This window comes from Verrucosispora sp. CNZ293 (genome assembly GCF_002754655.1).
The window spans coordinates 5,182,990-5,200,025 of record NZ_PEFR01000001.1; the positions used below are offsets into that span (position 1 = coordinate 5,182,990).

At 72.5% G+C, this 17,036-nt stretch carries 15 protein-coding genes; 11 read left to right on the plus strand and 4 right to left on the minus strand.

Annotated features, from left to right (window positions below; genetic code table 11):
- The first annotated feature begins 97 nt into the window (after positions 1–97).
- The 7 genes from CLT74_RS23635 to CLT74_RS23665 all read left to right on the plus strand — a co-directional run bounded on the left by CLT74_RS23635 (position 98) and on the right by CLT74_RS23665 (position 8,068).
- A complete protein-coding gene (locus CLT74_RS23635) occupies positions 98–595 on the plus strand; it encodes a hypothetical protein (RefSeq protein ID WP_486582551.1) in 498 nt (165 codons plus the stop codon).
- Positions 596–639: 44 nt separating this feature from the next.
- Positions 640–795 (plus strand): Sp36 family protein, encoded by a 156-nt coding sequence (sp36, locus tag CLT74_RS23640; protein ID WP_013736319.1) that lies wholly within the window; start codon positions 640–642, stop codon positions 793–795.
- Positions 792–1,262: a RidA family protein gene (locus tag CLT74_RS23645; RefSeq protein WP_099848943.1), complete on the plus strand. Its 471-nt coding sequence runs from the start codon at positions 792–794 to the stop codon at positions 1,260–1,262. Before sp36 ends, CLT74_RS23645 begins: the two co-directional genes overlap by 4 nt.
- 125 nt (positions 1,263–1,387) lie before the next feature.
- Entirely contained in the window at positions 1,388–2,215 is an 828-nt protein-coding gene (locus CLT74_RS23650) for an MBL fold metallo-hydrolase (protein ID WP_099848945.1), read from the plus strand.
- On the plus strand, positions 2,212–5,799 hold the full coding sequence (locus CLT74_RS23655; protein ID WP_099848947.1) for an adenylate/guanylate cyclase domain-containing protein: 3,588 nt from the start codon (positions 2,212–2,214) through the stop codon (positions 5,797–5,799). Before CLT74_RS23650 ends, CLT74_RS23655 begins: the two co-directional genes overlap by 4 nt.
- Before the next feature lie 231 nt (positions 5,800–6,030).
- Positions 6,031–6,573 carry a hypothetical protein gene (locus tag CLT74_RS23660; RefSeq protein WP_486582552.1) on the plus strand — a complete coding sequence of 181 codons (543 nt, stop codon included), beginning with the start codon at positions 6,031–6,033 and terminating at the stop codon, positions 6,571–6,573.
- 31 nt (positions 6,574–6,604) lie between these two features.
- Positions 6,605–8,068 carry a serine/threonine-protein kinase gene (locus tag CLT74_RS23665; protein WP_099852734.1) on the plus strand — a complete coding sequence of 488 codons (1,464 nt, stop codon included), beginning with the start codon at positions 6,605–6,607 and terminating at the stop codon, positions 8,066–8,068.
- 22 nt (positions 8,069–8,090) lie between these two features.
- On the opposite strand, the gene CLT74_RS23670 is transcribed toward CLT74_RS23665, so the two are convergent.
- On the minus strand, positions 8,091–8,426 hold the full coding sequence (locus tag CLT74_RS23670) for a hypothetical protein (protein ID WP_143697202.1): 336 nt from the start codon (positions 8,424–8,426) through the stop codon (positions 8,091–8,093).
- A 226-nt stretch (positions 8,427–8,652) separates the two neighbouring features.
- On the opposite strand from CLT74_RS23670, the gene CLT74_RS23675 reads away from it, so the two are divergent.
- On the plus strand, positions 8,653–10,452 hold the full coding sequence (locus CLT74_RS23675; RefSeq protein ID WP_099848952.1) for an alpha/beta hydrolase: 1,800 nt from the start codon (positions 8,653–8,655) through the stop codon (positions 10,450–10,452).
- Positions 10,453–10,572: 120 nt separating this feature from the next.
- On the opposite strand, the gene CLT74_RS23680 is transcribed toward CLT74_RS23675, so the two are convergent.
- Entirely contained in the window at positions 10,573–10,926 is a 354-nt protein-coding gene (locus CLT74_RS23680; protein WP_099848954.1) for a winged helix-turn-helix transcriptional regulator, read from the minus strand.
- A 77-nt stretch (positions 10,927–11,003) separates the two neighbouring features.
- Between CLT74_RS23680 and CLT74_RS23685 the strand changes: the two genes are divergently transcribed.
- The 3 genes from CLT74_RS23685 to CLT74_RS23695 all read left to right on the plus strand — a co-directional run bounded on the left by CLT74_RS23685 (position 11,004) and on the right by CLT74_RS23695 (position 13,790).
- Complete coding sequence (locus CLT74_RS23685) at positions 11,004–11,618, plus strand: hypothetical protein (RefSeq protein WP_143697203.1); 615 nt, start codon at positions 11,004–11,006, stop codon at positions 11,616–11,618.
- 82 nt (positions 11,619–11,700) lie between these two features.
- Positions 11,701–12,642 carry a transporter substrate-binding domain-containing protein gene (locus CLT74_RS23690; protein WP_099848958.1) on the plus strand — a complete coding sequence of 314 codons (942 nt, stop codon included), beginning with the start codon at positions 11,701–11,703 and terminating at the stop codon, positions 12,640–12,642.
- Positions 12,639–13,790 carry a hypothetical protein gene (locus tag CLT74_RS23695; RefSeq protein WP_099848960.1) on the plus strand — a complete coding sequence of 384 codons (1,152 nt, stop codon included), beginning with the start codon at positions 12,639–12,641 and terminating at the stop codon, positions 13,788–13,790. The genes CLT74_RS23690 and CLT74_RS23695 overlap by 4 nt, the downstream gene beginning before the upstream one ends.
- Before the next feature lie 9 nt (positions 13,791–13,799).
- Here the strand turns inward: CLT74_RS23695 and CLT74_RS23700 are convergent, their stop codons facing one another.
- Positions 13,800–14,963 carry an acyl-CoA dehydrogenase family protein gene (locus CLT74_RS23700; protein ID WP_099848962.1) on the minus strand — a complete coding sequence of 388 codons (1,164 nt, stop codon included), beginning with the start codon at positions 14,961–14,963 and terminating at the stop codon, positions 13,800–13,802.
- Positions 14,960–16,981 carry an ATP-binding protein gene (locus CLT74_RS23705; RefSeq protein WP_099848964.1) on the minus strand — a complete coding sequence of 674 codons (2,022 nt, stop codon included), beginning with the start codon at positions 16,979–16,981 and terminating at the stop codon, positions 14,960–14,962. The genes CLT74_RS23700 and CLT74_RS23705 overlap by 4 nt, the downstream gene beginning before the upstream one ends.
- Positions 16,982–17,036 lie beyond the last annotated feature (55 nt).

Here is a 17,036-nt window from a genome sequence, read left to right on the forward strand (position 1 = left end):
CGGTCCTACGGTCGCTCCGGCACGCCTCGGCCGGGGCCGGGAGGATCGGTCCCGGACTGGTGGGCGGCACCGTGACCAGGTACGACGCCCGGAGGCAGTGCATGCGCGACACGGACAACACCCCCGAGCCCAGTTTCCCGACGGGCCACGGCGGGGCAGCCGGACGGCTGGCAAAGACTCCTCCGGCCGGCTGCCGGTGAACGAGCGGTCGTACCGGCGTTCCGTCGACCCGGTCACGAGTGTCGAGCCGGCCGGCGGACGGGAGGAGGACGGCCCCGGGTACGTCATCCACCTGCCCATCCGGGTGACCGATCTGGCCGCCGCCACCGCGCTGGCCGGTCGGGTGGCGACCTCGCTGAACTTCCTGCTCGAACTGGACGCCGGTGAGACCGAGGTGTCCACCGCCGACGACCAGAACAATCGGCACCGGGTCTTCTGCGACCTGCTGCTGCCGGACCGCACGCGCTGCCCCCAGCCCTACGATCACGCCGGCCCCTGTGGGGAGCTGCCGCCCGCGCCCGAGCAGCGGAGCGCCCCCGAGCAGTGGCCCGGCGCTGACCAGCGTCCCGCTTCCCGGCCGGCCGGTGGCCCGTAGGCTGTGCCCCGAAGTGTCCAAGCCACCGAGGGAGCCCTCCACCGATGCAGAAGTGGGAATACGCCACGGTCCCGCTGCTGGTCCACGCGACCAAGCAGATCCTCGACAACTGGGGTGAGGACGGCTGGGAACTCGTCTCCGTCGTTCCCGGACCGAATCCGGAGCAACTGGTCGCCTACCTGAAGCGCCCGAAGGCATGAGTGTCGTGGCCAACGGACCCCACGCCAGGCTGGCGGAACTCGGTCTGGAGTTGCCGGAGGTGGTGCCGCCGGTGGCCAGCTACCTGCCGGCGGTGCAGTCCGGGCAGCACGTGTACGTCTCCGGGCAGCTACCGATGGCCGAGGGCAAGCTGCTGGCAACCGGCAAGGTCGGCGCTGGCGTCTCCGCCGAGCAGGCCAAGCAGCTCGCCCAGCGCTGCGCCCTCAACGCGCTCGCCGCGATCGATTCGCTTGTCGGCCTGGAGAACGTCGTCAAGATCGTGAAGCTGACCGGCTTCGTCGCCAGCGCACCCGGCTTCACCGGTCAGCCCGGTGTCGTAAACGGGGCGTCGGACCTCTTCGGCACCGTCTTCGGTGAGGCCGGCCGCCACGCCCGCTCCGCCGTCGGCGTCGCCGAACTCCCCCTGGACGCCCCCGTCGAGGTCGAGCTCATCGTCGAAGTCTCCTGACCACGCCCCGGAACTCCCCGCGATCTTGCACTTCTGGTCGGGACGAAAACCCCTAACGAGGGCGAATCGGGGACCGAAACTGCAAGATCGCGGGGGTGCGTTCGCGGAGTCGTACGATCGCAGCCATGGGAGGGCATGTGACGGGGGCGGTGACCGCCCTCGCCAGCGAACTGCCGGACTGGGTGACGTTGTTGCGGGCACCCAACCCGGGGGCGATGACGCTTGACGGCACCAACACCTGGCTGCTGCGGGCCGCGCCCGGCGAGCCGGCCCTGGTGGTCGATCCGGGGCCGGCGGACGAGGCGCACCTGGCGGCGATCGTCGCGCAGGGGCCGGTCGGGCTGGTACTGATCACACACGGGCACCCGGACCACACCGAGGGCTCGGCGCGCCTGCACGACCTGCTCGGCGGGGCGCACGTCCGCGCCGCCGACCCGGCGCACACCATCGGCGGCACGCCACTCACCGAGCCGGGTGAGGATCTCGGCGGCTTCGGCCTGGCGGTCCGCCTGGTCACCACCCCCGGACACACCGCCGACTCGGTCTGCTTCCTCGTCGAGCGCGACGGGCAGCGGGTGGTTCTCACCGGTGACACGATCCTCGGTCGAGGTACCACTGTCGTCGCCCATCCGGACGGGCACCTCGGCGACTATCTGGCCAGCCTGGAGCTGCTGTCCACGTACCGGGGAATCCCGGCGCTGCCGGGACACGGCCCGGCCCTGGCCGACTGCGCCGCCGCCGCCGAGTTCTACCTCGCCCACCGTCGCGCCCGCCTCGACCAGGTACGGACGGCACTCGACGCGGGTGCGCGGACCCCGGCCGAGGTGGTCGCCGCGGTCTACGCCGACGTCGACAGGTCGCTGTGGTGGGCTGCGGAATGGTCGGTACGCGCCCAGCTCGAATACCTGGGCCGGGAATCCGACGGCGGCGACGCGAGGTTGGATCCAGCGTGACCTGCCCGGTGTGCGGAACCGTCGCCGTGCCCGGCGCCCGGTTCTGCCACAACTGCGGCGCCGCGCTGCCGGCTGCCGCGACGCTGCCCGCCGCCGAGCGCCGGGTGGTGACGGTGCTCTTCGGCGACCTGTCCGACTTCACCTCCTGGTCGGAGGATCTCGACCCGGAACGCGTCGGCGCGGTCACCGACCGGGTGCTGGCCGCGCTGGCCGGGGCGGTCAAGACCTTCGGCGGGCACGTCGACAAGCTGACCGGTGACGGGATCATGGCGGTCTTCGGTGCTCCGGTGGCCCACGAGGACGACGCCGAGCGGGCGGTACGCGCCGCGTTGTCGATGCAGCGGGCGGTCCGCCGGGTCCTCGACGACGAGCGGGGTGGCGGCGCGCCGCTGGGACTGCGGGTCGGGCTCAACACGGGTGACGTGATCGCCGGCATCCAGGCCGCCATCGAGTACACGGTCATCGGCGACACCGTGAACACCGCCGCCCGGCTGGCCGACGCCGCCGCCGTCGGCGCGGTGTACGCCGGTGGGCGTACCGCCGCGGCGACCCGGCACGTGTCGAGCTGGCGGGCGTTGCGACCGCTGCGGCTCAAGGGCAAGCGGGAGCCGGTCGAGGCGTACGAACTGCTCGGCCTGCTGGACGCGCCCGGCACCCGTTCCGGTCTGGGCGACGAGGCGCCATTCGTGGGGCGGGAGACCGAGATCGGCCGGGTGGCCGGTCGGCTCGCCGAGGTGATCGACCGTACCGAGCCCCGGGTGCTGCTGATGACGGCCGAGGCGGGCATCGGCAAGTCCCGGTTCGCCGCCGAGGTGGAACGCCTCGCCGCCGGCTACGACGTCGGCGCCGGCCGGTACGCCGCGCACACAGGTGCCCGGGTCCTCTCGGTGCGTTGCGCGGCGTTCGGTGAGCGTCGCCGGCTGGCTCCCCTGGCCGACCTGGTCCGCGCCGCGACGGGGTTGCCCAACGACACCGCGACGGCTGTCACCCGCGCGGCCGTGGAGGAGCGGCTGCGCCGGCTCGGGCAACGTCTCAGCCGCACCCGGACGGAGCCGGCCCCGGTCGCCATCGATCAACTGCTGGCGCTGCTCGGTTACGCGGAACTACCCGCCGGTGGCCCGGCGGAGCAGGGCGAGTGGAGCACCGCCCAGCCGCCGGCCGACGCCGATGCGGTGCCCAACGCGGTGGCCGACCTGCTCAGCGCCCTCGCCGAGGAGGCGCCGCTGGTGGTCATCGTGGACGACCTGCACGACGCCACCGCGGAGACCATCGGCGCGCTGGAGGTCACGCTGTCCCGGCTCACCGGGCCGGTACTGGTGCTGCTGCTCGGCCGACCCGAGCTGGTGCGAGCCGCCGGCACCCTGGCCCGGGTCTCCGACGCCGAGGTGCAGCCACTGCCACCCCTGCGCGGTGCCGACGCGGCCCGGCTGCTCACCAGCTACCTCGGCGGTGGACGGTTGCCCCAGCCCGACGCCGACCGGTTGCTCGCCACCGCCCAGGGCAACGCCTTCTACCTTGCCGAACTTGTCACCCTGCTGATGGAGCGCGGCGCGCTCACCGCCGGTGCGCGCAACACCTGGCGGCTGGCGCCCGGCTCGCTGGGCAGCCGGTTGCTCTCCCGGGACCTAGCGGCGGTGCTCGCCGCCCGCATCGACGCCCTGCCCGCCGAGGCCCGCTCGGTGTTGCGGGACGCCGCGGTGGTCGGCGACACGGTGCCCGACGGGGCGCTGGAGGCGCTGCGGGAGCAACGCACCGGTCGGGACGGCCGCCCGGCCGCGGTCGCCGCGGTCGAGCTGGAACGGGCCGTGGAGGAGCTGCTGCAACGCCGGATGCTGCACCGCACCCGCAGCGGGTACGCCTTCGCCACCCCGCTGATGCGGGAAGCCGCGTACTCCGGGATCAGCAAGGCGGAGCTGGCGGAACGGCACGCCGCGCTGGCCCGCTGGGCGGCCCCGGCGACCGAGGCCACCGCAGCCAGCGGTACCGGGACCGGCCCGGGTGGTTTCTCCGAGACGGCCCGGGACGAATTCGTGGCCGAGCACGTCGAGCGGGCCACCGCGCTGGCCGACGCGGTCACGCTACGTCCGGACGCGCCGGCCCGGGCGGTCGCGCCGCTGGGCGTGGCGGCACTCGGCCGGGCCACCCGCCGGGCGCTGCACGCCGGGGAGCCGGCGTTGGCCGTCGAGTACGCCGAACGCGCCACCGAACTGGCCCGCGACGGGATACCCGCGGTCGACCGGGTGGCGCACGCCCGGGCCCTGCTCCAGGTCGGTCGGGCCGCCGACGCCCTGGCCTCGGCCGAGAAGATCGCCGCGAACGCGGGAGATCCGGCGACCCGGACCAGTGCCCTGCTGCTCGCCGGGCAGGCCCAGCAGGTGATGGGTGACCTCCGACGGGCCGAGTCCTGCTGGCGGGAGGCGTTGCAGGTGGCCGGTGACGCCGACCTGCCCGCGCTGCGCGCGTCGGCGATGCGCCGGCTGGGCATGACCGACTTCCTGGTCGGGCGGCTGGGCCAGGCCAGCAGTCGACTCGCGGCGGCGTACCAGGTCAGCCTGGCCGCCGGGGACCGCCGGGGCCAGGCGTGGTCGTTGCAGAACCTTGCCTGGGTGACCACCACCCGGGGCGACTTCGCCGGCACGGACGCGGTGCTCGGCCGGGCCGCCCGACTCTTCGCCGAGCTGAAGGATCCGTACGGGCGGGCGTGGCTGCGCGGCACCACCGCCTTCGCCCGGCTGCTCGCCGGGCGGTTGCGGGAGGCGCGCCGGCTGGCTCGGGTCTTCCTGCCGTTCGGTGAACGGGTCGGCGAGGCGTGGGCGGTGGGCACCCTGCGGGCTGTCGACGCGTACGCCAACGCCGAGCTGGGTGAGCTTGTCGACGCCGACCGGGAGGCCCGGCGGGCGTACCGGGACTTCGCCGCCGCCTCGGACGACTGGGGGCAGGGCTTCGCGCTCGTGGTCCGGGGCGTGGTCGCCCGGGGGCTGGGCGAGCCGGGGCACGCCGCGGACCTGCTCACCGACGCGCTCGCGTACGGCCACCGGACCGGTCACCCGCTGCTCACCGGGATGGCCGGCACGCTGCGCGGCTTCGTCGCGCTGGAGATGGGTGACGTGGCCGGTGCCGAGCGGCACGCCCGCGCGGTGCTCACCACAGTGGAACCGCACAATCCGCAGGCACCGGCCCAGGTCGCTCCCCGGGTGCTGCTGGCCACCGCCAGGTTGGCGGCCGGTGACTCCGGCACCGCTGTCGGGCTGCTCGCCCCGGTCGCCACGATGGCGGCCACCACCCCGTCGCTGCTCTTCTCCCGTCGGCAGTCGATGGCCCGCTACGCCTCGGCCCTGCTCGCCCACGGCCAGCGCGAGCAGGCGCTGGACTGGGCCCGCCGGGCGGTGCGCGTCCAGGCCGAGGACGTCCGCAGCCAGGTGGTCGCGGCGAGCGTGCTGGCCGAGGCGCTGGCCGCGTGCGGGCGACCTGCGGAGGCGAAGGCCAGCGCCGAGGACGCGGTCCGGTTGGCGTACGCCACCGAGCAGCGCAGCGAGCGGGCCGCCGCGGAGGCGCTGCTCACCCGCCTGCGTACCCCCGGCTGACAGTGCCCACCCACGGCCTTCGCCTGCCCGCCTGACGGCGTTGGCGGGATGTCGCGCTGTCCAGGATGTCCGCAGGCCGGGCCGGGAGCGCGGCCCGAATCGTCCGGTAGATCGACGGCGGGTACGGATCTGACGGTTTCGGGGATGTGGTCGGTCGGAACGGGCCGCTAGCGTGACGGGTGCACGTGGCCGTCGATGTCGTCGGCCGTGCCGTCGAGGGGGAGGGCGAAGATGAGGCTGCCGCGTTCGGCCGCGGGATGGACGATCGCGGTGTTCGGCGTGCTGGCGCTGGTGATGGGGGCGGTCGGCCTGCTCTGGCCGGAGGCGTTGCTGCGGATGCTCGGCTTCGAGATCCCGCAGACCCGCGCCCCGGGCGACTACACGGGCGTCTTCGTGACGGCTTCCTCGATGGCCTCGTTCAACATGGGGGTCTACTACCTGCTCGCCACGGCCACCGAGTGGCGCGCCTTCTACCGCTTCACCGTGGTGTTCCGACTTGTCACGTTCACGGTCTTCACCATCGCGGTGCTCGCCGACATCGCGCCGGGGCGGTTCTTCGGGGTGGCGGCCTGGGAGGGCCTGGGCGCGTTGGCCACCGCCGCCGGCCTCTGGTGGGACGCGCGGCGGTCCGCGAGCCCGGGTACGACTGGCGTCCCGGGCGTCACCGACCCGGTGGGCGAAAGCGGATCGACGCCTGCTGAGCCGGTGCCGGACGACGACAGTCGCCGTGCTGGAACATCGGGTGTGGGGCCGGCCACCGATGCGGTTCACTGAGCGGCCGGCACAGTTCGGTATTTTCGAGGTTGTGACCGACACCCCGCCCGGCGCCCTGCCGACGCCCATCGTGCCTGGTCTGACTGATTTGCAGGTGTTTGCCCGAGGTGGCTACGCCACGGTCTACCGCGCGACCCAGATATCGGTGGGGCGCGAGGTGGCGGTCAAGGTGGAGAACCGGACCCTGGCCAGCGACCGGGACCAGGCCCGCTTCCTGCGCGAGGCGCGGGCGGCCGGTCGGATGTCGTCCCACCCGCACGTGGTGGACCTGTTCGACGTCGGCGTCACCATCGACCAGCACCCCTACCTGATCATGGAACTCTGCGACGGGTCGTACGCCGAGCGGATGCGCAACTCGCCGCTGGGCGCCGTCGAGGCCCGTGATCTCGGCGTCAAGATCGCGGACGCCATCGCCCACTCGCACGCGGCCGGTGTGCTGCACCGTGACGTCAAGCCGGCCAACATCCTGCACTCGCACTTCAACTCGGCGGTGCTTGCCGACTTCGGGCTTGCCGTGGTCGCCGAGATGCGGGACGCCTCCGTCGCGCTGGAGGTGCTCACCCCGGCGTACGCGCCGCCGGAGATGTTCAGCCACAGTCCCCCGTCGCCGGCCGTCGACGTGTACGCGCTCTGCGCCACGCTCTACGCGGTCATGCACGGCCGGCCACCGCGTTGGCAGAGCGAGCGGAACCCGAGCCTGGTCACCGTGCTGGAGATGTTCCACCAGCCGATCCCCGGCCTGCCCGGCATCCCGGAGGAACTGGTCGACGTCCTGCGGGCCGGCATGGCCAACGATCCCGGTGACCGGCCGTCCGCCGCGGAGTTGCGCGACATGCTCACCAACCTGACGCTTGACGGCCCGGCGGCGTCGCCAGCTCCGGCGGGACCTGTCGGTGGCGCTGCCGCCGGTGCCCGCGACGCCGGCCGCCCCGCCCCGCCGGCCGGGAGCGGCTCCACCGAGCGCAGCCGTCGCCGACGCTGGTTCCTCGGCGCGGCGGGGGTGGTCGCCCTCGCCGCCTCGGCGGGCGTCGGTGCCTGGGCGGCGGGTGGTGTGCCGTCGCCGCAGCCCACCACGCCGGCCCGTCCGGCGGCAACCGGGCTGCTCCGCCCGGGCTGCGCCACCCACCCGGAGGCACTTCCGGCCGCTGCCCAGTGCGCGCCGGAGCTGGAGTGCTTCGGGCCGGTGCAGGTGCGTGGTCAGCGGGCCGAGGCCAGCCGGATGCCCTGCGATACCCGGCACACCTGGGAGAGCTACGCCCAGGGGCAACTGCCGGCCGCCCTCGTCGATGCCGACCACGACGAGATCGTCGCGGATCCGCAGGTGCGTGAGGTCTGCAACGAGGAGACGTTCCGGCTGGTCAGCGGGGTACCCCAGACTGCTGGATGGAATCTTGAGGTGCTACCACCGGCCGACGCGGAAACCGACCTCACCTACCGTTGCCTGGCGGGCAGGGGCCTGAACGGACTGGCCTCGCCCACGCTCACCAGCGGCTGAGCGCCGGCACGGATCACGGACGTCAGCGTCCCGGCCGATCGCGGCGATACCGGTCCCGCATCGCCCGAACCGCGTCCCGGTCGCCCAGGCTCTCCAGCGTGTCGGCATCGATGCCGGACGCCTCGATGCCCGGCGCGGCGGACGTCTGCCCCCGATCCGGCCGAAGTTCCGTGTCGTGCTGCCGGGCGGCGGTGACGGCCACCCCGGCCACGGTGGCGAGCACGACGCAGAGCAGCGCCCCCGCCACGCCCAGCAGGTCCTGCCGGCGCCCCAAGACCAGCGCCGCCAACAGCCAGAACGCCGCCAGCGCCGCGACCACCGCCACGGTCCGTGCGTCGGATCCTGGGAACCGTCTCACCCGTCCAGAATGTCGGAGAATGCCGATCTGTCAACAGCAGCCGGCTTCACCACGCGTAACACCTGACAAACAACAGCTTGCCGGAGGGAGTGGCCGCCGCGACAGTGTCTGCCGAGTCGGAAATGCGCCGTCTGTGCGGGCGGCATTCATCGCCGGACGTCTCTAGAGTGGCGTTTGTCGAGCCCGAGGCTCGACGTGTCCCGTCTCCCCACCGGAAGGCGTCCACATGCCACGACCAATCCGGACCCTGGCCGCAGCAGGGCTCGTCGGCGTGCTTCTCGCCGGAGCGGCTGTCACACCCGCCGCCGCGTCCACCACTGTCGGCGGTGGTGCCGCCATCGTCTCGCACCGCACCAGCATCGCCGAACGGATGCGGGTGGACCGGGTGCCGACGCCCAAACTGGACTGGTACCGGTGCTACGACTACGCCGAGTGCGCCACCGTCCGGTTGCCGCTGGACTACGACCAGCCGAAGGGGGCGACGACCGAGATCGCCGTGCTGCGGGTCAAGGCGCGGGACCAGAAGCGCAAGATCGGCAGTCTCTTCCTCAACCCCGGTGGTCCGGGCGGCTCGGGTACCAGCATCGCGCTCGCCGCGCCGTACTTCCTCGGTGACGACGTGCTCGACCGGTTCGACATCGTCGGAGTGGATCCGCGTGGCGTCGGTGCCAGCGAGCAGGTCAAGTGCTTCGCGTCGGTGAAGGATCAGGCCCGGGCGTACGAGGGCCTGTTCGTGGCCTTCCCGTACACGCGGGACGAGGAGAAGGCGTACGTCGCCTCCTCCATCGCGGTCGGCAAGGCCTGCTCCACGACCGGCAAGCCGATCAGCGGCGCGATGTCCACGGCCGAGGTCGCCCGTGACATGGACGTGCTGCGCCGTGCGGTCGGCGACAAGCGACTCACCTACCTCGGCTTCAGCTACGGCAGCATCCTCGGCCAGTACTACGCCAACATGTTCCCGGACCGGGTGCGCGCGTTGGTGATCGACGGCGTGCTGGACGCCACGGCCTGGTTCGGCGTCGGCAAGGCGGGCGACGTCGGCCAGGAGGAGCGGATGCGCAGCGCGCAGGGCGCGCACAAGGCGCTGCGCGAGATTCTCAAGCGGTGCAAGACCGCCGGGGTGGACGCCTGCCCGCTGGCCTCCGGTGACCCGGTCGCCCTCTTCGAAACGGTGACCAAACGGTTGAAGGCGAACCCGCTGGTCCTGGAGGACCCGGACCTCGGTGAGTTCACCTTCACCTACGCCGACTTCATCGGCGCGATCCTCGGTGGCCTGTACGGCCCGTACGGCTACCTGGACGTGGCCTACCTCACCTACGACCTGCTGATGCTGACGGACCCGACGGCGTCCCGGGTGACCCGCGACCAGGCCCGAGCCTCGGTGCTCCAGCGCGCCGTCACGGCCCGCGAGCAGGCCCGTGCCTACGACTTCCCGTACGACAACGGCCTGGAGACCTTCCTCGGCGTCGACTGCACCGACGCGAACCACCCCCGCGACGCCGCCTCCTGGCCGGCGCAGGCGGCCAGGGCGGACCAGCGTGACCCGTACTTCGGGCGGCTCTGGACCTGGGCCAGCTCGCCGTGCGCCCGTGACAGTTGGACGGTGCGCGACGAGGACCGCTTCACCGGTCCGTTCAACCGCCGCACGTACAGCCCGGTGCTGGTGGTCGGCAACTACTGGGACCCGGCCACCAACTACGCGGGCGCGGTCGCCGCGGCCCGGCTGCTGCCGAACAGTCGGCTGCTCGCCAGCGACAACTGGGGACACACCGCTTACGGCACGTCGGCCTGTGTGGACGGTGCCGTCGACGCGTACCTGCTGCGGTTGACGTTGCCGAAGCAGGGCAAGGTCTGCCACGGCGACATCCAGCCGTTCAAGGACCTGCCGGAGCGCCAGGCGGCGCTACGCGCGGACACCTCCAAGAGTGACCTGGCCGCTCAGGGCGCGCCGGCTCGGGGCGAAGCCAAGCAGCTACCGCCGGTCGTCGCGCCACTGCCGGCCGTGGGCAGCCTGACGGTCCGCTGAGGTTCCGCTCCACTACGCCGGGGTACGGCGGGCGTTCGGGTCGCCCGTCGTACCCCGGCCCCCTGTCCGGTGGCGGGGGCACCGGCCGAACTGCTGCCCGCGGGCCGGTGCCGGCGCGGGTCAGTCGGCACCGAGGCGTCGGGTGCCGGGCAGGTGGGTCGTTCCCCAGGTGGCGATGCTGTCGAGTACCGGCGCGAGGTCCCTGCCGCGTTCGGTCAGTCGATACTCGTACCGCGGGGGGCGTTCGCTGTAGGGGCGGCGCACCAGAATCCCGCACTCCTCCAGCCGGCGTAGCCGGTCGGTGAGCGTGTTCGTGGGCATTCCCTCGGCCGAGGCCGCCAGGTCCGCGAACCGGAGTTCGCCGCGGAACAGCAGGTCCCGCACGATGAGCAGGGACCACCTGTCGCCGATGAGATCCAATGTGCCGGCGATCGCACAGTCCGAGCGGGGAGCCGCGTTCCGGGCCGAGGACATTCGCACCTCCAAGTCACTTGCGAGATACAAGTTACCTCCTTAGAGTCACTTGCAAAACACAAGTAACTGGAGGGGTTGTGACCACGCCCGTACTCACCAGGTCTCCCGGGGTGTTGACGCCACCGGCGCTCGCCGCCGTCGGTTGGTTCTGCGCCGTGCTCGCGGCGAGCGCCCTGGGTGCCTTCCGTACCTCGCCCGGCGACCCGCCGGTGGCCCTCGCGCTGGCCGCCGGTGTGCCGCCACTCACGGTGCTCGTCCTCGCCGTCCGGTCGTCGCGGTTCCGCGCCTGGGCCCGCCGCCTCGACCTGCGGTTCCTCACCCTGCTGCAGACCTGGCGGGTCGCGGGGCTGGCCTTCCTGGCGCTCCTCGCCGTCGACGCGTTGCCGGCCGGCTTCGCACTGCCGGCTGGTCTCGGCGACGTGGCCATCGGGCTCACCGCGCCGCTGGTGGCGGCCTTCGTGGTCGGTCGTGCCCGCCGGCTCTTCGTCGTCTGGACGGCCCTGGGCATCGCCGATCTCGTCCTCGCTGTCACGCTCGGTGTCCTCTACTCGGCAAGTCCGGCCGGACTCCTGCTCACCGACGTCGACAGCGGGCTCATGTCCACACTGCCGATGAGTCTCATCCCCGCCTTCGGCGTGCCCATCACCCTGGTCGCGCACCTGTTGTCACTGATCAACATCAGCGGTCGCTGAACCCGCCGCCCCGATGGCGTCGCCTCGACAGGGGCGACTACTTTCAGTGCCACAGGTAACTCGATCCGTAGCGAGGTGGCCGATGGGTGTAAGCCTCTCCAACTCCCGGTGGCGCTCGGTGGCCACCACCACGGCGGTCGCCCTGACGCTGCTGCTCGGGGCGGCGGCTGGCTGCGACAGCCAGCGGGAGCCGGAACTGCCGTCCGTACAGGAGAAGCTCCGCGAGTCGCACATCTGGGGCCAGCCCGTCCTGCGGATCGGGGTGGCCGACGACGAACCGTTGATGGGCGAGGTACGCAACGGCCTCCATGTCGGTTTCGACGTGGAGATCGCCCGCTACCTCGCCGCCTCCCTCGGCTACGAGGGGGAGCACCGCGTCGAGTTCGTGAACGTGTCCACCGAGGACCGGATCCCCGCGCTCCAGGGCGGCGTCGTCGATCTCGTCGTGTCCAGCTTCTCCATCACCGAGGATCGTAAGAAGCAGGTCAGCTTCGCCGGGCCGTACTTCGTCACCACCCAGGAGGTGCTGGTGCCTAGCCGGCATCGGGGCGCTATCCGCACCATCGAGGACCTGCGGAACCCGGAGTACAAGATCTGCACAAGTGGTGGCTCCACCACCGAGGCGGAGTTGGAGAAGCACCAGGTCTCGACGCTCGTGGTGAAGGACGTCTGGGACTGCGTCAAGGGCATCCGGGCCGGCAAGTACGACGCGGTCAGCTCGGACGAGACGATCCTGGCCGGCTTCGTGGCCCGACACCCGACGGAGTTCGAGATCGTCGACATGCCCTTCGGCACCAGCGAGCTGCTCGGCGTGGGGGTACCGATCGGTGACCCCGCGCTACGCGACCTGGTGGCGTACTTCCTGGACAAGAGTTACCAGCAGGGACGCAACGGCGAAGCCAGCCCGTGGCAGACCGCGTACAACCGGACCCTGGGGCCGTGGTTGCGGGCTGAGAAGCGACAACCACAGCCGCTGGACGTGCCGAAACTCGTCGACTTCGACGACAAGGCACCACAGCGATGAGTACCGTACCCGCCACCACCGCCGGCGGGTCGGACGCCGGTCGGCCACCGCCGCCCGTGCCGCGGACCGCCGTGCCACCGGCCCCGCCACCCACCGGAACGCCGCCCGGGTCGCCGGCACCGGCGGAGCAGCTCGCACCCGCCTCCGTCAGCACACCGGCGAGAGGCGACAGCGGCTGGGACCCGGCCGAGCGTCGGGCCCGAGCGAGCCAGTCGTTCTGGACCGCCGTGGTCGGCGTACCGGCGATCTTCTCGGTGCTGCGGCTCGGCATCGAGGCCGGCGGCGAGTTGCAGACCACCCTGCTGCTGGTGGCCAACGTGGGACCGGTAAACCTGCTCGCCGGTTTCCTCACCACGGCGGCCCGCCTGCTCTCCACTGTGCTGGTCGCGGTCTTCGCGCTCGGTGGGGTGCTCGCCGCCAGCGGGCAGCGGTTGGCCCGCCGGCCGATCTTCGCCAGGTGGACCGAGATCACGCCGAGCTGGTTCGTCGCGGCGAGTTTCCTGATGGCCCTGGTGACCTGGCCGATGCTGTACCTCCCGCTGCTGCTGCCCGCCTTCGCGGCGGCCTTCCAACTCCGGCCGGAACGTCTGCACGAACGCCCCGCCGTACGCGCCCTGATCGGCGTCGCGGCGTACGCCGGCTATCTCTGGCTGCTCGTGCCGACGCTGCGGGACGCCTGGCGGCAGGCGGAGGCGCTACCGATCGTGCTGCTTGTGGTACCGCCGCTGCTGGCACTCTTCGTCGCCGGACCGCTGCCCAGGATGGTCATCCGGCCGCTCGCCCCGGTGACCCAGCTCGCCGTGCTGGTGGTGCTGGTCTGGGCGGCCCTCCCGGTGATCAGCACGCCGGTGCTGCCGTTGACGGTGACCACAGTCGGTGAACCCGGCGCGACAGTCGCCGGTGCCACCGAGGAGATCCGTGGACACGTGGTGACCACCGACGACGTCAACATGGTGATCCTTCAGGAACGCGGCGGGGTGCGCTACGTGCCGGTCGACCAGGTACGCGGGCAGGTGCTCTGCCCGTCCGAGGAGGAACTGCCCCGGTACCGGCTGCGCATCCACGACTTCCACCTCGAGGACTCGCTGCTGGAAGGGCTGGGCCGCCGGGTACGCCCGGTCCACCGGGTCGACGCCGCCTGCCGCTGAGCCGCGGTCTCAGTACGACTTGTCCTGGCTGAGGACGTGTTGGGCGACGAAGTTGAGGATCATCTCCCGGCTGACCGGCGCGATCCGGCCGGCCCGTACCGCGCCGAGCAGGGTGGCCACCCCGTATTCCGTGGTCATGCCGGCACCGCCGAGTGCCTGCACGGCCGTGTCGACGGCGAGGGCGGCGGCGTCACCGGCCGCGTACTTCGCCATGTTCGCGGAGACGGCTGCTTCCAGGTCACGGCCGGCGTCGTAGAGCGCCGCCGCCTTCTGGATCATCAGCCGGGCCAGTTCCACCTGTACGGCCGCGTGCGCGAGGGGATGGGCGACACCCTGGTGGGAGCCGATGGTGCGACCGCCCCACACCGCGCGGGTCGCGGTGTACTCGGAGGCGCGTTCGATGGCGTACCGGCCGGTGCCGGCACCCATCGCGGCGACAGTGATCCGCTCCGGATTGAGCCCGGCGAAGAGAGCCGGCAGCCCGGCGTCGAGCGACCCGCCGACAAGCGCCTCACCGGGCAGCCGCACATCGTCCAGGTAGAGCAGGAACTGGTTCTCCGGAGAGACGATCTCCATGTCGAGCTTGGCGAAGGTCAACCCGACGGCGTCGGTCGGCACGATGAACAGCGCCGGCTTCAACTTCCCCGTCGAGGAATCCTCGGTGCGGGCCACCACCAGGACGTGCCCGGCCTCGTCGACGCCGGAGATGTAGCACTTGCGACCCGACAGCACCCAGTCGTCACCGTCGCGGCGGGCCACCGTGGCGAGCCGGTGGAAGTTCGAGCCGGCGTCCGGTTCGGTGATCGCGAAGACGATCTTCTGGGAGCCGTCGGCCAGCCCCGGCAGGTGGCGTTTGCGCTGCTCCTCGGTGCCGTGCCGGTGGATGACCGTGGCGGCGATGGCGGGGGAGACCACGAGCAGCAGCAGCGGGCAGCCGGTGGCGGCCAGTTCCTCGCAGACGATGGCCAGGTCGGTGATGCCGCCGCCCCCGCCGCCGTACTCGGTGGGGATGTTGACGCCCAGATAGCCGAGCTGGCCGGCCTCCTGCCACAGCTCGGTGGTGTGCTCGCCGGCCTTCGCCTTCGCCACGAAGTACCCGTGGCCGTACCGCCTGCCCAGCGCCCGGACGGCGTCGCGGAGCTGGTCCTGCTCGGGGGTGAGGTCGAAGTTCATGACGGCGACTCCTCATCGGGGGTGACCACGGCCAGCACGGCATCCGTGTCCACCTGACCGCCGGCCGGTACCGGCAGCTCGGTGACCAGACCAGCGGTGGGGGCGAGCACGGGATGTTCCAGCTTCATCGCTTCCAGGGTCAGCAGCAGGTCACCGGCGGCGATCCGTTGGCCAACCTCGACGTGCACCCGGGCCACCGCGCCGGGCAGCGGTGCGAGCAGCGAGCCGGCGGCCAGCGCCGCGGTGGGCAGCGGGAAACGGGGCAGCTCGGCCAGGCCCGTCGCCCCGCCCGGGGCGTCCACGAAGAACTCCGACCCCACCCGGTGTACCCGGTAGGCCCGCCGCACCCCGTCGACGTCGAGCACGACCCGCGCCGGGGACGCCTCGACAAGCGCCACGTCAGGCGTCGCCGGACCGGTGTCGCTCCCGGCTGCCGATGTGCCGCCGACGGCCGGGTCCACCGACCACTCGGCGAGGCCGCCGGAGCGGTCCAGCCGGTAGCGGACCTCGATCTCCCCGCCGTCCGCGCCGGTGAACCGGGTGACCTGTGGGAAGGCGGGTACGTTACGCCAGCCCGACGGCAGCCCGCCGAGCACGCCAGCCTGGGCGCGTCGGTCGGCCGCCGACGCCAGCGCGGCGGCCAGCGCGACCAGGGGAAGCTGCTCGGCCGGCAGCAGCGGAGCGAAGACCTCCGGGTGCCGGTCCAGGAAGCCGGTGTCGACGTCGGCGGCGGCGAACTCCGCGCTGCGCAGGACCCGGACCAGCAGGTCCCGGTTGGTGGTGACGCCGTGCAGCTCGGCCCGGGCCAGCGCGCCGGCCAGGGCACGGGCCGCCTCGGCGCGGGTGGGTGCCCAGGCGATCACCTTGGCGAGCATCGAGTCGTAGTGGACACTCACCGCCGACCCGTCGACCACACCGGAGTCCAGCCGCAGGCCGGGCGCGGTGAGCGACCCGAACTCGGTGGCCACGCCGGGCAGGGTGAACCGGTGCAGGGTGCCGGTGGCCGGCCGGTAGCCGAGTCCGGGGTCCTCGGCGCAGAGGCGTACCTCGATCGCGTGGCCGGTGGCCGGCGGCGTGGCGACCAGCGGAAGCGGCGCGCCCTCGGCGACAAGCAGTTGCAGCCGGACCAGGTCCAGCCCGGTGGTCAGCTCGGTGACCGGGTGCTCCACCTGGAGGCGGGTGTTCATCTCCAGGAAGTGGATCTCCCCGTCGGGGGCGAGCAGGAACTCGACGGTGCCGGCCCCGACATAGTCGACAGCCCGTCCGGCAGCCACCGCAGCCTCGTGCAGTCGCTCCCGCACCTCGTCGGAAAGGACGCCGGGCGCCTCCTCGACGATCTTCTGGTGGCGCCGCTGGATCGAGCAGTCCCGTACGCCGAGCGCCATCACCGTCCCGTGCCGGTCGCCGAAGATCTGCACCTCGACGTGCCGGCCCCGTTCGACGTACCGCTCGATGAAAACCGTGCCGTCGCCGAACGCCGAAGCCGCCTCGCGGCGCGCGGCGGCGACGGCCTCGGCGAGCCCGTCGGCGTCGCGGACCACCCGCATGCCGCGCCCACCGCCCCCGGCGGACGCCTTCACCAGCACCGGAAAGGTCGTCACCTGGGCCGAGTCGGTCCAGGTGGGCAGCATCGGCACGCCGGCCTCGGCGAGCAGCGCCTTGGCGGCCAGCTTGTCGCCCATCGCGGCGATCGCCTTGGCCGTCGGGCCGACCCAGGTCAGCCCGGCGTCGGTCACCGCCGTGGCGAACTCGGCGTTCTCGGCGAGGAAGCCGTAGCCGGGATGGACGGCGTCGGCGCCACACCTGCGGGCCGCGTCCAGGATGAGATCGATCCGGAGGTACGTCTCGGCGGGCGCGTTGCCGGGCAGCCGGACGGCCTGGTCTGCCTCGGCGACGAAGGGCGCGTCGGCGTCCGCGTCGGAGTGCACGGCGACCGTCTCGATCCCGAGCGCCCGGCAGGTGGCGAAGACCCGGCGGGCGATCTCCCCCCGGTTCGCGACAAGCAGCTTGCGAATCACCTGCTGTGACTCCTTTCGTTCGCGACTGCGGGACTTCGCTGCGCTGCGTTCCTCG